Origin of the sequence: Bordetella trematum (assembly GCF_900078335.1) — a bacterium.
GTDB lineage: Bacteria > Pseudomonadota > Gammaproteobacteria > Burkholderiales > Burkholderiaceae_B > Bordetella > Bordetella trematum.
Genome location: NZ_FKBR01000022.1, coordinates 51,567 through 65,775, shown reverse-complemented (window position 1 = coordinate 65,775; position 14,209 = coordinate 51,567). Strand labels below are relative to the sequence as shown.

The following is a 14,209-nucleotide window of genomic DNA, read 5'->3' as shown; positions in this document are numbered from 1 at the left end:
TGCCCCGCCTTGGGGCGGCCCGGCGGCGGGGCGGCTGTTTTTGCGTAGAGGTGCCCCACGAGTGGGTGTGCCCCCACGCTGCGCACGCTTAGCGTGCTTGCTGCCCCCCGAGGGGGGGCTGCCCCGCCTTGGGAGCGGCCCGGCGGCGAGGTAGTGCTTCCTGTGCAAGGATGATGTGCAGCCCCTTTGTGGGGCTGTTTCGTTTGGCGCAGCGGCGACGTTACATCCAGCCCCAGCTTTTGTCTTCGTACATGGGGTCCGGGCCGGGATGAAAGCGGGTGACGTGTTTGCCGTCGTGGCCGAAGTAAACGTACATGAGGGAGTTCCAGACGCCGGACTCCAGATAGCGGTAGGCCCAGACGGTCTGGCGCACGTTGGGCAGCCCGACATCGCTGATGTCTGCGGGCGGGCCGAATTCGCAGCGCACACGCTCCGGCGTCCAGACGCCTTCGCCCAGACGCTTGAAATGCGCGTCGGTGAGCAGCGCCTCGATCTTCTCTACGCGGCCGTCGGGCAGCAGGTTGGTGCCCCAGGCGTATTGGCCCATGGGTTGCTGGGTCCAGATGACGCGCTCGACGCCGTCGGGCCATTGGCAGCGGAAATTGGGCTGGCCGTAATCGCTGATGACGGTGGCGTAGGGGGTGCCGGGCGGTAGCTTGTTCATCGGGGTGCACGCCGCCAGGGTGGCGGCCATGCCGCCCAGCGCGAGCAGGCGGACGAGCCGGGAAAAGGGGGTCATGCGAGGGTCTCCTGGAAGACCGGGCGAATCAGCCCGGATGAACTCAGGAGCAATTCTAGCGAATCAGCTATAATTGCCTCCGATTTGTCCCGCCTGCGTGTGCAGGCAGGGCAATCCGGCGAATCGGCTGGCGGGAAAAATCTGCCGGCACGAGTGTCAGGGCAGGATGGCCCGGGAGTGATTCCTGGCGGCCTGTAGCGTTTCCCGGCACTTGGCTTTCTTCGCCGCCATTGTGCGAGTATGCATTTTTTAAACCCACGTCAGGGCACCTCGGCCCTGACGCATGTCATAGAGGTCAATAATGTCCGTTGCTGACATCAACAAAGCCGACATCGTTACGCAATTCCAACGCGCTCAAGGCGATACCGGCTCCCCCGAAGTTCAGGTGGCTCTGCTCACCGCCCGCATCAACGAGCTGACCGGTCACTTCAAGGAACACAAGAAGGACCACCACTCGCGCCGCGGTCTGCTGCGCATGGTCAGCCGTCGTCGCAAATTGCTCGACTATCTCAAGGGCCGCAATCCCGATTCGTACCGCGCTCTGATCGAAAAACTCGGTCTGCGCAAGTGATCGACGGGGCTGGCTCCCCATGACACAACCGTGGTCGCTGCGACGCTGTCGCGACGGCCACGGTTTTTCATTTGCAAGGAACCTTTGTCATGTTCAATAAAGTGACCAAGACCTTCCAGTACGGCCAGCATACGGTCGTACTGGAAACCGGCGAGATGGCTCGCCAGGCCTCCGGCGCTGTGCTTGTGTCCGTTGAGGACACCGTCGTGCTGGCCACGGTCGTCGCGGCCAAGAAGCCGAAGGCCGGTCAGAATTTCTTTCCGCTGACCGTCGATTACATCGAGAAGACCTATGCCGCCGGCCGCATCCCCGGCGGTTTCTTCAAGCGTGAAGGCAAGCCCTCCGAAAAGGAAACGCTGACCTCGCGCCTGATCGACCGTCCGCTGCGTCCGCTGTTTCCGGAAGGTTTCTACAACGACGTGCAGGTGGTGATCCACACGCTGTCGGTCAACCCGGAAATCGATCCCGACATCCCCGCCATGATCGGCGCCTCGGCTGCGCTGGCGATCTCGGGCATCCCGTTCAACGGCCCGATCGGCGCTGCCCGCGTGGGTTACGCCGATGGTCAGTACATCCTCAACCCGACCGCTTCCCAGCTCAAGTCCTCCCAGATGGACCTGGTGGTGGCGGGCACGGAAAACGCGGTACTGATGGTCGAATCCGAAGCCAAGCAGCTCTCCGAAGAGATCATGCTGGGCGGCGTGGTGTTCGGCCACGAGCAGATGCAGGCTGCCATCAACGCCATCCATGACCTGGTGAGCGATGCCGGCAAGCCCGAGTGGGACTGGGCTCCCGCTCCCAAGGACGAGGCCCTGATCGCCGCCGTCACCGCGGCTGCCCAGGAAGGCCTGAATGCCGCCTACCAGATCCGCGAAAAGCAGGCTCGCACGGCCAAGCTGCGTGAAGTGTACGCCGCCGTCTCGGCCACGCTGGCCGAGCAGGCTGCCGCAGCCGGCCAGCCGGCACCGGACAGCGTGACGGTCGAGAACATCCTGTTCGACATCGAGGCGCGCCTGGTGCGCAGCCAGATCCTGAATGGCGAGCCGCGCATCGACGGTCGCGACACCCGCACCGTGCGCCCGATCAGCGTGCGTCTGGGCGTGCTGCCGCGCGCCCACGGCAGCGCCCTCTTCACGCGTGGGGAAACCCAGGCGCTGGTGGTGGCCACGCTGGGCACCAAGCAGGATGAGCAGATCATCGACGCCCTGATGGGCGAGTACCGTGATCGCTTCATGCTGCACTACAACATGCCGCCGTTCGCCACGGGCGAAACCGGTCGCATCGGTGTGCCCAAGCGCCGTGAAATCGGCCACGGCCGTCTGGCCAAGCGCTCGCTGGTGCCGGTGCTGCCCAAGCCCGAAGACTTCCAGTACACCATCCGTATCGTGTCCGAGATCACCGAGTCCAACGGCTCGTCGTCGATGGCATCGGTGTGCGGCGGTTCGCTGGCCATGATGGACGCCGGTGTGCCGACCACGGATCACGTGGCTGGCGTGGCCATGGGCCTGATCCTCGAAGACGGCAAGTTTGCCGTGCTGACCGACATTCTCGGCGACGAAGATCACCTGGGCGACATGGACTTCAAGGTGGCGGGTACCGACAACGGCATCACCGCGCTGCAGATGGACATCAAGATCCAGGGCATCACCAAGGAAATCATGCAGGTGGCGCTGGCCCAGGCCCGCGAAGGCCGTCTGCATATCCTGGGCAAGATGCGCGATGCGCTGGACGGTTCGCGTACCGAGCTGTCGGCCTTCGCTCCGCGCATGCTGACCATCAAGATCAATCCCGAGAAGATCCGCGACGTGATCGGCAAGGGCGGCGCCACCATCCGTGCGCTGACCGAAGAAACCGGCACCCAGATCGACATCTCCGATGACGGCACCATCGTCATCGCCAGCGTTGACGAAGGTCAGGCCAAGGAAGCCCAGCGCCGCATCGTCGAACTGACCGCCGATGTCGAGGTGGGCCAGGTCTACGAAGGCGCCGTGCTGCGCCTGTTGGACTTCGGCGCCATCGTGCAGGTGCTGCCGGGCCGTGACGGCCTGCTGCACATCTCGGAGATCGCCAACTACCGCATCGCGAACATCAACGATGTGCTGAAGGTGGGCCAGCAGGTTCGTGTCAAGGTCATCGAGGCCGACGACAAGGGCCGTCTGCGTCTGTCGATCAAGGCGATCGGCGGCATCGAGCAGCAGCAACCCGCTGGCGCCGAAGGCGCCGTTGAAGCGGCTCCGCAAGGCGAGTAATCGCCACGCGGCATGAAGACGGCGCCTTCGGGCGCCGTTTTTTTTGGCCCTGAGCGCCTTCCGGCGGGATCGCGCAGGGTATTTTCCCGCTTGCGGTCAGATCCAGATCCGGTAAAGTTTTGCCACTCTGCCGCGCGGGTCCCATCCACGCGGAGCATATTTTCTGGGCAAGGGTGGGTATGGCATGACGCAATGGCGGCGAGTGGCGGCGATGCTGGCGGCAGGAGCTGTCCTGGCGGGGTGTGCGGCGCCTTCGGGTGCCCCCACCGACAAGGGCAGTCCCAAGAGCGAACCCATGTCGGCCGATCAGTTCGGCCAGACCGATTTCAATCGTACGGTCACGCTGTCCATGCGCGACAACCTCGCCAGCCTGTATTCGCTGCTCGACAAACTCTATCGGCGCAATCCCCGCGAATGGCGCAAGTCGGGTTTCGCCGACCAGGCGCAGGCGGTGGCGCATGTCAAACAGTTGATCGCCGAGCGGCGCGCGCCCGCGGGCCTGGCGGGCCTGCAGGATGTCCAGGTGCTGGCAGTCTCGCTTGACCCGAACTACGCCGGCGACAGGGTGGCCGCCTTCATTTATGGCCTGGCCGACAATATGCTGGCGGCGCACAATGGGAAAACCCGTTTCTATGTCTCGGACGTGCTGGACGGCCAGCGGGTGTTCAATGCCGCGCGCAACGTCGAGGCGGCGGCCTGGCTGCTGTCATCGCGCCGCAATGCCCAGGGCGAGCCGCTGTTGCTGGCCAATGAGATGTCTGCCACGGTCACCAATCTGAGTTTCGAGCGCGAGTTCGGCGCTATCATCGGTCGGCTGGACCTGATCGCCAATCTGCTGGGCGAGAACTCGCGCCGGGTCGGCATCAATTATGCCCAGGGTCTGCTTTTCTTTAATTTTCTGCCGGTGCGTTGAGCGCCGTCCCTACCCATGACCGATCTCGCCGCCATCCAGACCGCCCGTGACAATCTGCGCGGACAGGTGCTGAAGACTCCCTTCACGCTGTCACGCACCCTGTCCGACATGCTGGGCGCCGAGGTCTGGCTGAAGTTCGAGAACCTGCAGTTCACTGCCTCCTTCAAGGAGCGCGGCGCGCTCAATCGCATGCTTACGCTTTCCGCGGCCGAACGCGCTGCGGGCGTGATTGCCGTGTCGGCCGGAAACCATGCTCAGGGCGTGGCCTATCATGCGCAGCGCATGGGCGTGCCGGCGGTGATCGTGATGCCGCGCTTCACCCCCACCGTGAAGGTCGCCAATACGCGCCGTTTCGGAGCCGAGGTGGTGCTGGCCGGCGATACCTTCGATGACGCCAAGGCCAAGGGCTATGAGCTGGCCCGCGAACGCGGCCTGACCATGATCCACCCCTACGACGATGAGGCGGTGATCGCCGGGCAGGGCACCATCGGTCTGGAAATGCTGCAGGACCAGCCGGATCTGGACGCGATGGTGATCGCCATCGGCGGAGGCGGCCTGATCAGCGGCATCGCCACGGCGGCCAAGGCGATCAAGCCGGATATCGAGATCATCGGCGTGCAGACCGAACGCTTTCCGTCGATGTACGCCGCCATCCATGGTCAGGATCGCGAGAGCGGCGCCTACACCATTGCCGAGGGCATTGCGGTCAAATCGCCGGGTACGCTTACCGAGGCGATTGTGCGCCGCCTGGTGGATCGCATCGAGCTGGTCAGCGAGGCCGACATCGAGCACGCCATCGTGGTGCTGCTGGAAATCGAGAAGACCGTAGTCGAGGGGGCGGGGGCCGCCGGCCTGGCGGCCCTGCTGCAGGAGCAGGGGCGTGGCGGGCAGCGTTATCACGGCAAGCGCATCGGTCTGGTGCTGACCGGTGGCAATATCGATCCGCTCATGCTGGGCGATCTGATCGAGCGCGGCATGGTGCGCGCCGGGCGCCTGGCGCGTATCCGGGTCGACCTGCGCGATCTGCCAGGGGCGTTGGCGCAGGCGACCAAGCTGATCGCCGATGCCCATGCCAACATCACCGAGGTGCACCATCAGCGCGCCTTCACCGCGCTGCCGGTGCGCAATGTCGAGGTCGATTTCGTGCTTCAGACGCGCGGGCACGATCACATCGAGGAAGTCATCGGGGTGCTGAACCGCGCCGGTTTCGCGGCCAGCAACCACGATCACTGAGCTGCGAGCAGGCTTTTCAAACGGTACAGTCGTTCACGTTGCAGGGTGGCGGCCAGCGGTTCGGCTTCGCGGCCCAGGGCGACCCAGTCCTCGGGCACCTGCTCAGCGGCACGGCGCAGCGCCTGAGGCGCCACGGCATGCCAGCGCGCCAGCAAGAGGTCCGGATTGAAGGCATCCAGGCCCCGGCGGCGCAATTCAGAGCGATTGAAATCCTTCAGGTTCCAGGTGGCGATCTGGACCACGGGGGTCTGCTGCAGGCCGCAGCGAGCACGCCGCGCCAGCCCGGCGGCGATCACATGGAAGTCCTTGGGGTCGCTGTAGCGCAGCCCGCTCTCATAGGCGGCCAGATCATGCTCCATGGCGCCGGGAAAGCGTTCGTTCAGTTCCTCCCATTGGGCCTGCATCACCTCGGCGGGCAGGCTCCACAGGCGGGCGGCGTTGCGCCGCCATTCCAGTCCGATGCGTTCGCTCCAGACCGGCTGGTAGAGGCCGGCGTCGGCCAGGCGCAGCATCAGGCGGCGCACGATGCCGGACATCAGAACGCAGGCGTCCAGCACGACAAAGGGCGCGGCAGGCGAGGGCATGGATGGGGAAAGGGCGTTAGTCATGGGGGAAATCCAGGGCCGGGCACCGGCGGCCAGCCGAAACGGGCCGGGCGAGCCTGCGCCGGGGCAGGCCAGGCGGCGTCAACGCCGCTTGCCGCCTGCAGCGTGGTGCACCCACCCGGAATCGAACCGGGACGCCTTACGGCGAGGGATTTTAAGTCCCTTGCGTCTACCAATTTCGCCATGGGTGCGGCATGCAGGCCATCTGGCGGCAACGATGGCGACCCGTCCGGGTTGCTGCGCTGTCGCCGTGCCCACCAGTCAGCCGGGAGATGCATCGGCGGGCGTAAACCCGCCATGGCTGACCGCAGAGGTGGAGCCGCATTATAGCTGCACTCATCGGCCGCGCCTGGCCGGTTCGTGCCCCGAGCCCGTCATTTGCCGCCACCTGGCGCTGCGTGCGTCAGCGTCGTCCGCAAGCGGCGATAGCCGATCCGGATGCCGGTTGCGCTGAGCGCCAGACCGCCCAGGCTGAACAGGATGAGGATGGCCTCGCGCCAGCCGGGCGCCGCCAGCATGACAGGCAGGTCCCAGCTGTGCAGCAGCTCGAACAGCCAGCGGCCCAGGCGCTGGCGTCGATCCATGGTGCTTTCTATGTCGCCGGTACGGGGATCGATGTGGACCCAGGTGTTTCCCGGGTCATCGAACTCGATGCGCCAGACCGGCAGCGGCTTCTCCCGCGCGCCACGCATGGCTTGCGGGGCACGCGGGTAGTAGTAAGCGTCATGAACCTGCAGGCGCTGCATCGACCGGACCGGGGCCGGGTAGAGCTGGCGGGCTGCTGCCAGCAGACGGAGCTGATCGATTTCGGGTTGCGGCCCCACACGAGAGGCTCGGGCCGACAGCGCCACAGGCTGGCCGTCGGCGCTTCGCCCGATCAGATAGGGGTGCGCGCCGATCACCGACCAGCGGACTTCCTTTACGCTGCCTGCCGGCTGCGCCTGGATGAGGTCGGTGGCCTCGCGCGCAAAGCCGGCCTGGGACAGCGTCCGTCCCTGGTAGGCCGTGCGATCCGGTCGATCCCTGGCGGACAGTATGTCCAGGGGGTTCATCGACATCAGGCCGCTGAATATCCAGGTCACGGCGGTAACGCAGAATATCAGGCCGCTCAGGTGGTGCCAGCGCAGCGCGCCGCGGGGATACGGGCTGCGCGAGCCCGAGCGATAGGGGCGGGCGAAACGCCAGCGCCAGATGCCCACCAGAACGCCGGCCAGGGTGCTGAAGGTGGCCGCGGCAGACAGGATCACGATCAGCCAGTGCCAGACGGGGGCGGGGCTGGGGCCGCGGAACACGTAGAGCCAGTGCAGCCAGGCGCCGACGTAGTTCCAGCCGCGGTTCCAGGCATCGGTCTTTTGCAGCACTTCGCCGGTGCGCGAAGAGACATAGACGATGGTGCCGGCAGCATCGTGCACTGCGATCTTGTGCAGCGGCCGGTGGGGGTTGAGCGCAGCGGAGCGGGTCCAGAGATCGGCCTGCAGCAGGCCTTCATGGGTAGGCGTGCTGCCCGGCAGATACTGGACTACCGACGCCAGGGCCAGGGCGGGATCGGTGCCGTCGATCGGGCTGGCTGTCTGTGCGTCCAGGGCCTGGATCGAGGATCCCCGCGTGATCTGGTACTGGGGCCGGCCGGCGACCGAAATCAGGCGTAGCCCGGTGATCTCGCCGACGTCGCCGGGCTGGGCGGCGAGCAGCGTGTCCAGCGGCAGGCAGCAGTTGTCCGGACCTAGCGCCTCCAGCCGTGCCAGGTGTTGCCAGGGATAGAGCTTGGGGTAGCCCACGAACAGCATCACCATGCCGCTCAGGAACCAGAGCGCCATCGGCACGGCCATCAGCACGCCGCTCCAGCGATGCAGGAGGTACACCAGTCGTTTGGGGTTGCGCAAGGCCATGATTGTCCTGCGCTCAGAATGACGCCCGCAGCGCCAGCTCATACGTGCGCGGCGCGCCGGCGTAGTAATAGGAGATGCTGTTGGTGTTGACGGCGTACTTCTCGTCGGTCACGTTGCGTACCCGCCCGGTGAGCGTGATGCGCGAGTCAAGGCGGTAGGCCAGCGCCAGGTCCAGCAAGGTATAGGCCGGCACCCGGTAGCTGTTGGCGGCGTTGCCATAGACCTTGCCCACGTGGCGCAGCCCGGCGCTGGCCGTCCATTGCGGATGCAGGTCATAGTCGAGCCAGAGGTTGGCGACCCATTTGGGCACATTGGCCGGTACGTTGCCGGCCAGGGATACTGCCGTGCCCGCCACGTTCTGCGTGAACCGGTCATAGCGGGCGTCGACATAGGCAAGGTTGCCTTGCACCCGCAATGCGGCCGTGGGCATCAGGCCCAGCGACAGCTCAAGTCCGCGTGAGGATTGTTCGCCGGCCTGCACCGTGGCGCGCGGATCCCTCGGGTCGGGCGTGGCGACGTTCTTGCGGCGTATCTCGTAGGCGGCCAGACCCAGCGTCAGCCGGTCATCCCAGAAATTGAAGCGGCTGCCGATCTCGAACTGCCTGCCCGTGCTGAGCCTGGCATTGGCGTTCAGGTTGGCGTAGGTCGTGGCGGCCAGGCTGCCGGCCGGGGCGTCGGCCGAGGTGGCGTATTGGGCATAGAGATTGAAGCCCGGCGCGGGGTCCCAGACCAGGCCGATGCGACCGGTCGTGGCGGAGTATCTGCGGCCGAAGTGCGGCGGATTGGTGGGTGTGGGCTGGCGGTAGTTCTTGAGATCGAGCTTCAGGCGTTCGTGACGCAGGGCGCTGACCAGTGCGAGCTCATCGGTGATTTCGCTGCGGTTCTCCAGCGAGACGGCGATGGTGCGCAGCCGGGTGCGCCGGTCCTTGTGGAAGGCGTTCTGCATGCCGGGAATGTCGAAGAAGTCTTCGACCTCGAAATCGTAGGGGTCGACGATCGTGCTGTAGGCCACGCTGCTCGGATAATTGCTGCGATACCCGACGCTGGTATCCAGGCCGAAGGCCCACTCGCTGCGTCGCTTGCCCAGCCAGCCCTGGTGCGTGACTTCCAGGCGGTTGCCGTAGAGTTTGTGCTCGTGGCGCTGCAGATACGGCCCGCTGCGCAGGATGGCGCTGTTGTCGGGTGTATAGCTGTAGTTCTCGACGTTGCGGAAATTGCGTTGCGTGTCATAGAGATAGGCGGTGTTGCGCCACTGCCAGGTGTCGCTGGCGCGGTAGTCGACAACCGAGCGCAGCCATTGCACTTGTTGTTCATAGCGGGCGTCGTGGCTGTTGTAGTTCTTGAAGCGGGTGCCGGGCGCGACCTTCAGTTCGCCGCGCAGGGGGTTCAGCACAGGCGTGCCGAAGTAGGGGCTGTGTTCGGTTTCGCTCTGATACTCGTAGGCCAGCGTGTGCGAGAGCTGTGGCGTGAGATCCGAGAGCAGCGAGAACGCCACCTGGCTGGCATGCGAGCGGTTGCGTTCCACCCAGCCGCTGCTGCTGCGATGCAGGGCATCGATGCGCACATAGTGGGCCGTTTCGCCCTGGCCGCCGCTCAGTTGCCGGTTCAGCCCCAGACCGACCGAGCGCAGGCCGTAGGCGCCGACGCGGATCTCGGCTTCCTGGAAGTCATCGCGTTGCGCGGTTTTGGTCAGGTAGTTGATGGCGCCGCCGACGGCGCCTGCGCCGTAGAGAAAGCCGGCGGGGCCACCCATCGCCTCGACCCGATCGTAGATCCAGCTGTCCACGGGCCGGGTGGCCTGGCCCGCCTCCTGCAGGTTGATGCCGTTGTAGAGCACCGCCAATTGGCCGGCGGTGAACCCGCGATAACTCACGCTGACCGCGCCGGGGGGGGAGGCAGCCACCACGCCAGGCACGCCGCGCAGCATCTCCTGCGTGTCCCGGGCGCCACGTTGCTGCAGCGTGGCGTGATCGATGACAGTCACGGCGGCGGGCGTTTCCCGCACGCTCAGGCCCAGGCGGCTGGCGGTGCCGGCCGTGGCGTCGAAGTCGATCGGACCGTTGACGATCGGCGCCGATGAACGGACCTTCACGGCGGGCAAGGTGGTGACGGTAGTGTGCTGCGGGTCGGTGGCAGGCGTCTGAGCAACGTCGGGGGCGCCATGGAGGATGGACGGCGCGATCAGCGCGAACATGGCGCCGGAGATCGTGAGGGCTTTCATAAATGAACGGGCTTGCAGCTTTTGCGACGGGCGCAAAAGACGGTGAACAGGCGGCGTCCAGGTACGGCCCGGCCTGCCATTCAAGTGGGCAGCGCCGTAGCGTGTGACCTGGGAATCAAGCGGGGGAGGGGGCGAAAGGCGGGCGGCAAGGCCCCGGGAGGAGCCGGGATGGATCCGGCGTAGGGAGCGCCCGTCGCCTCAGGCGAGGGGCGGCGCACGCGGCCCCAGCGGCGGGCCGCCGATGGGGGCCGTGGGCGCAGGCAGGGGCAAGGGGCCAAGACCGGGCGGGGCTTGCGCCAGCGGTGCAAAGAAGGCGATGTCGCCGCGATGCGGCAGGCAGGCTGCCTGTTGCGACAGCAGACAGAAGGCGCAGGCGAGAGCGTCGGCGCCGGACTCGGGGTGGTCGCCCGGGGATCCGGCGGCCACCAGGATTGTGCTCAGAGCGCTATCGGGGCTGCAGAAGGTCAGCGCCACCTGTCGTTCGGAGGAGGCTTGCGGCATATAGCCTGCCGGCACCATGGCCCGGCAGGCCACCATCAGCAGCAGCCAGCCCAGCAGCCCGCCCCGCGCCAGGCGGGACAGGCGGCGCAAGCGCGCGGCGGTCCACTGCGCTGTCTGGATGTCGACGCTTGCCAGCATGCATTGGTCCGGCTGCGTCGCGGCGCTGACCGCGATGCGATGCCGGGCTTCTCCCCTTCAGGTGATTTGTTTTCTTCGAGGCGGCACCTTGCAGGCCGGCTGCCCGATCCGGGAAGCCGGCCTGCAGCAGCTCGCCGCCATGAGAATGATACCTTGTTGCAAAAGCGCATGGCAGCTGGTGCCGAAACCGGTTTCTTGCCCAGCGGCGTGCGCGCTGCGCGCGAGCTGCTCGGGCATGGGAGGCAGCAGACCGGAGTCGTGCAGTGTGAACAGCGCAACCGACGGCGTGGGCACGAGCTTGCGACCCGCCAGCACGAACATCGGATCGCCCATTGCCTTGCGGGCCGCGCCCGCGCGGCCCAAAAGCAAAAAGCCATCGCGCAGGCCGCGATGGCTTTCATGGGGCAGGCCGGACGGCCGGCTGGCGGAAGCGGTGGGATTCGAACCCACGAAGGGTATAAACCCTTGCCGGTTTTCAAGACCGGTGCCTTCAACCGCTCGGCCACGCTTCCTGTCTGGAGGACGCCAGGTGCGCCCTCGTCGGGGGGCTGGCAGCCGATCAGGCCGGCGCAGCTTCCCGTAAAGGGCGTCATAATAATCTATTTGGCCAATCAAGGACGGAGGCGTGTCATGCGCGCAGTAGAAATCAGCCAGCCGGGTGGTCCGGAAGTTCTGGTGCCGGTCGAGTGCCCGATTCCCGAAGCGGGGCCGGGCGAGGTGTTGATCAAGGTGTCGGCAGCCGGCATCAACCGCCCTGACGTGTTCCAGCGCAAGGGCAATTACGCGCCGCCGCCGGGGGCTTCGCAGTTGCCGGGCCTGGAAGTGGCAGGCGAGATCGTCGCCGGCGATGCCGCCGCAGGCGGCTTTCGCATCGGCGACAAGGTTTGCGCCCTGGTGGCGGGCGGCGGTTATGCCGAGTACTGCGTGGCCCCCGCGTTGCAATGCCTGCCGATTCCGAAGGGGCTGAGCGATATCGAAGCGGCCGGTTTGCCGGAGACCTATTTCACGGTCTGGAGCAATGTGTTCGATCGTGGCGCGCTGGCCGAAGGGGAAACCCTGCTGGTGCATGGCGGGGCCAGCGGCATCGGCACCACGGCCATCCAGATCGCGCGCGCAATGGGGCATACGGTGTTCGCCACCGTGGGCAGCGATGAGCGCGTGGCTGCGGTCGAGCGCCTGGGCGCGCGCGGCATCAACTACAAGACGCAGGACTTCACCAAGGAAATCAAGGCCATGACCGATGGCCGGGGGGTGGACGTGGTGCTCGACATGGTGGCCGGCGATTACATCGACCGCGACCTGAGCTGCCTGGCCGACGATGGTCGCATCGTCATCATTGCCTTGCTGGGTGGCTCGCGTGCCACGATCAACTGCAATGAAGTGATGCGCCGCCGCCTGACGGTGACCGGCTCGACCCTGCGTCCGCGTCCGGTCTCCTTCAAGGGCGAGATCGCGCGCGCCCTGCGCGAGCATGTCTGGCCCCTGCTGGAAAGCGGCCGCATCAAGCCCATCATCCATGCCACCATGCCGCTGGAAGAGGCCGCCCGTGGCCATGCCATGATGGAAGCCGGCGAACAGGTCGGCAAAATCATCCTGACCGTGTAACAGAATGGGGGCGGCGAAAACCGCCCCAACAGGATACAATTGCTGGTTCCGCCCGGTGCGCTTTGCCGTTCCGGGCCATTGCCGTATCGTCGCCGGGGGCCAGGCCCGGGCCGCGCCCAGGCGCGGTCAGGTCTTTTCCGGCCCCTCTGAATTCAGCATTTTTAGCCCTTATCTGCGCATGACCGAAACTGCCGCCACTCGCCGCGCCCGCCTGGTGCTGGGTAACTGGAAGATGCACGGCAGCCTGGCCGAAAACGCCAGCCTGCTTGCCGCCTTGCGCGCTGCCGATCCCGCCTCGCATTGCGAGATCGGTGTCTGCGTCCCGTTCCCCTATCTGGCCCAGGCCAGCGCTGCCCTCGAGGGCAGCGCCATTTCCTGGGGCGCCCAGGACGTCAGCGCCCAGGCCAAGGGCGCGTTCACGGGCGAAGTCTCGGCCGGCATGCTCAAAGAGTTCGGTTGCCGCTGGGCGCTGGCCGGGCACTCCGAACGCCGCTCTCTGCATGGCGAAACCGACCAGCAGGTGGCCGACAAGGCCAGCGCCGCGCTGGCGGCGGGCCTGGTGCCGGTGGTTTGTGTGGGCGAGTCGCTGTCCGAGCGTGAGTCGGGCCAGACCCTCGCTGTGATCGCGCGTCAGCTGGCGCCGGTGCTGGCGCTGGGCCGCGAAGCGGTGGCTGGCATGGTGCTGGCCTATGAGCCGGTATGGGCTATTGGCACGGGCCTGTCGGCCACGCCGGAGCAGGCCCAGGAAGTGCATGCCGCGATTCGTGCGGCCCTGACCGAACTGGGTGCGCCCGAAGTGCGCGTGCTGTACGGCGGCAGCGTCAAGGCAGCCAACGCAGCCAGTCTGTTCGCCATGGCGGACATCGACGGCGCGCTGGTGGGAGGCGCCGCCCTGGTGGCCGAAGAATTCTTGCGCATCGCCGCAAACTAAAGTATCCGTCCGGAGTCTTTCATGTCTATGATGCTTACCATCCTGCTGGTCGTCCAGGTGATCTCGGCGCTGGCTATCATCGTCCTGGTGCTGCTGCAGCAGGGCAAGGGTGCCGAAATGGGGTCGTCGTTCGGTTCCGGCTCGGCCGGCAGCCTGTTCGGCGCCACGGGCGCGGCGAACTTCCTGTCGCGCACCACCAAGTGGGCGGCCGTGGTGTTCTTCTGCACGACCGGTGGCCTGGCCTATCTGTCGCACAAGAGCTATTCGGTGCCCACCGTCGAAAGCGGCGTGATGCAGAACTTCCAGGATCGTTCCGTGCCCCAGGCGCCGGGCGCGCCTGCCACGGGTTCGTCGGTGCCGCAATCGGTGCCCCAGGTCCCGGCCGCGCCCGAGTCGGTGCCGCAATCGGTGCCGCAGGCGCCGGCAGCTCCCGAGTCGACGCCGCAATCGGTGCCGACCCCGCCGGCCGACAACGCCCCGGCGGCTGGGCAATCCGGTGCAGCTCCCGCCGAAAGCAAGTAAGGCGTCATTCACGCCTCGGCTGTTTTGCCAGACGGCGCCCGCAAGGGCGCCGTTTTCATTGGCGGGCCTTGGTGGGAGTATTGCGGGGCGAT

General features: G+C 66.3%; 13 protein-coding genes and 2 tRNA genes. 7 read left to right on the top strand and 8 right to left on the bottom strand.

The features are described 5' to 3' along the window. Positions 1–220 precede the first annotated feature (220 nt). Positions 221–739, bottom strand: a complete 519-nt coding sequence (locus A7V84_RS11235; RefSeq protein WP_025516620.1) for a hypothetical protein — start codon at positions 737–739, stop codon at positions 221–223. A gap of 301 nt (positions 740–1,040) precedes the next feature. Here A7V84_RS11235 and rpsO point away from each other — a divergent pair, with 301 nt between their 5' ends. The 4 genes from rpsO to A7V84_RS11215 all read left to right on the top strand — a co-directional run bounded on the left by rpsO (position 1,041) and on the right by A7V84_RS11215 (position 5,705). Beyond that, the gene (gene rpsO / locus A7V84_RS11230; RefSeq protein ID WP_025516618.1) at positions 1,041–1,310 is read left to right on the top strand and encodes a 30S ribosomal protein S15; all 270 of its coding nucleotides are present in this window, start codon (positions 1,041–1,043) and stop codon (positions 1,308–1,310) included. A gap of 89 nt (positions 1,311–1,399) precedes the next feature. Beyond that, complete coding sequence (gene pnp / locus A7V84_RS11225) at positions 1,400–3,559, top strand: polyribonucleotide nucleotidyltransferase (protein WP_025516616.1); 2,160 nt, start codon at positions 1,400–1,402, stop codon at positions 3,557–3,559. Positions 3,560–3,743: 184 nt separating this feature from the next. After that, entirely contained in the window at positions 3,744–4,472 is a 729-nt protein-coding gene (locus A7V84_RS11220; protein ID WP_033535241.1) for a hypothetical protein, read from the top strand. Positions 4,473–4,487: 15 nt separating this feature from the next. Then, on the top strand, positions 4,488–5,705 hold the full coding sequence (locus tag A7V84_RS11215; protein WP_033535240.1) for a threonine ammonia-lyase: 1,218 nt from the start codon (positions 4,488–4,490) through the stop codon (positions 5,703–5,705). Here A7V84_RS11215 and A7V84_RS11210 read toward each other — a convergent pair. The 7 genes from A7V84_RS11210 to A7V84_RS11185 form a co-directional block, all read right to left on the bottom strand. Continuing rightward, positions 5,699–6,241 (bottom strand): PIN domain-containing protein, encoded by a 543-nt coding sequence (locus A7V84_RS11210; protein ID WP_033535359.1) that lies wholly within the window; start codon positions 6,239–6,241, stop codon positions 5,699–5,701. The two genes, A7V84_RS11215 and A7V84_RS11210, sit on opposite strands and share 7 nt — an antisense overlap. 175 nt (positions 6,242–6,416) lie before the next feature. Then, positions 6,417–6,501: transfer RNA gene (locus A7V84_RS11205), tRNA-Leu, on the bottom strand. 183 nt (positions 6,502–6,684) lie between these two features. Beyond that, positions 6,685–8,199: a PepSY domain-containing protein gene (locus A7V84_RS11200; protein ID WP_038854991.1), complete on the bottom strand. Its 1,515-nt coding sequence runs from the start codon at positions 8,197–8,199 to the stop codon at positions 6,685–6,687. Positions 8,200–8,212: 13 nt separating this feature from the next. After that, positions 8,213–10,420 carry a TonB-dependent receptor gene (locus tag A7V84_RS11195; RefSeq protein WP_115638857.1) on the bottom strand — a complete coding sequence of 736 codons (2,208 nt, stop codon included), beginning with the start codon at positions 10,418–10,420 and terminating at the stop codon, positions 8,213–8,215. Between the two features lie 198 nt (positions 10,421–10,618). Further along, on the bottom strand, positions 10,619–11,059 hold the full coding sequence (locus A7V84_RS11190; protein ID WP_063939995.1) for a DUF2946 family protein: 441 nt from the start codon (positions 11,057–11,059) through the stop codon (positions 10,619–10,621). A gap of 57 nt (positions 11,060–11,116) precedes the next feature. Then, the gene (locus A7V84_RS21480; protein WP_025516603.1) at positions 11,117–11,509 is read right to left on the bottom strand and encodes a hypothetical protein; all 393 of its coding nucleotides are present in this window, start codon (positions 11,507–11,509) and stop codon (positions 11,117–11,119) included. Next, positions 11,482–11,571: transfer RNA gene (locus A7V84_RS11185), tRNA-Ser, on the bottom strand. Before A7V84_RS11185 ends, A7V84_RS21480 begins: the two co-directional genes overlap by 28 nt. Before the next feature lie 118 nt (positions 11,572–11,689). On the opposite strand from A7V84_RS11185, the gene A7V84_RS11180 reads away from it, so the two are divergent. The 3 genes from A7V84_RS11180 to secG all read left to right on the top strand — a co-directional run bounded on the left by A7V84_RS11180 (position 11,690) and on the right by secG (position 14,117). Beyond that, entirely contained in the window at positions 11,690–12,664 is a 975-nt protein-coding gene (locus tag A7V84_RS11180; RefSeq protein WP_063491413.1) for an NAD(P)H-quinone oxidoreductase, read from the top strand. 178 nt (positions 12,665–12,842) lie between these two features. Beyond that, on the top strand, positions 12,843–13,595 hold the full coding sequence (gene tpiA, locus A7V84_RS11175) for a triose-phosphate isomerase (protein ID WP_025516599.1): 753 nt from the start codon (positions 12,843–12,845) through the stop codon (positions 13,593–13,595). A gap of 21 nt (positions 13,596–13,616) precedes the next feature. Next, positions 13,617–14,117 carry a preprotein translocase subunit SecG gene (gene secG / locus A7V84_RS11170; RefSeq protein WP_033535238.1) on the top strand — a complete coding sequence of 167 codons (501 nt, stop codon included), beginning with the start codon at positions 13,617–13,619 and terminating at the stop codon, positions 14,115–14,117. The last annotated feature ends 92 nt before the right edge of the window (positions 14,118–14,209 follow it).

What these genes read in the sequence shown, in the direction of transcription:
- A7V84_RS11235 (WP_025516620.1), bottom strand. Translation starts at nt 739, where the DNA reads ATGACCCCCTTTTCCCGGCTCGTCCGCCTGCTCGCGCTGGGCGGCATG.
- rpsO (WP_025516618.1), top strand. Translation starts at nt 1,041, where the DNA reads ATGTCCGTTGCTGACATCAACAAAGCCGACATCGTTACGCAATTCCAA.
- pnp (WP_025516616.1), top strand. Translation starts at nt 1,400, where the DNA reads ATGTTCAATAAAGTGACCAAGACCTTCCAGTACGGCCAGCATACGGTC.
- A7V84_RS11220 (WP_033535241.1), top strand. Translation starts at nt 3,744, where the DNA reads ATGACGCAATGGCGGCGAGTGGCGGCGATGCTGGCGGCAGGAGCTGTC.
- A7V84_RS11215 (WP_033535240.1), top strand. Translation starts at nt 4,488, where the DNA reads ATGACCGATCTCGCCGCCATCCAGACCGCCCGTGACAATCTGCGCGGA.
- A7V84_RS11210 (WP_033535359.1), bottom strand. Translation starts at nt 6,241, where the DNA reads ATGTCCGGCATCGTGCGCCGCCTGATGCTGCGCCTGGCCGACGCCGGC.
- A7V84_RS11200 (WP_038854991.1), bottom strand. Translation starts at nt 8,199, where the DNA reads ATGGCCTTGCGCAACCCCAAACGACTGGTGTACCTCCTGCATCGCTGG.
- A7V84_RS11195 (WP_115638857.1), bottom strand. Translation starts at nt 10,420, where the DNA reads ATGAAAGCCCTCACGATCTCCGGCGCCATGTTCGCGCTGATCGCGCCG.
- A7V84_RS11190 (WP_063939995.1), bottom strand. Translation starts at nt 11,059, where the DNA reads ATGCTGGCAAGCGTCGACATCCAGACAGCGCAGTGGACCGCCGCGCGC.
- A7V84_RS11180 (WP_063491413.1), top strand. Translation starts at nt 11,690, where the DNA reads ATGCGCGCAGTAGAAATCAGCCAGCCGGGTGGTCCGGAAGTTCTGGTG.
- tpiA (WP_025516599.1), top strand. Translation starts at nt 12,843, where the DNA reads ATGACCGAAACTGCCGCCACTCGCCGCGCCCGCCTGGTGCTGGGTAAC.
- secG (WP_033535238.1), top strand. Translation starts at nt 13,617, where the DNA reads ATGTCTATGATGCTTACCATCCTGCTGGTCGTCCAGGTGATCTCGGCG.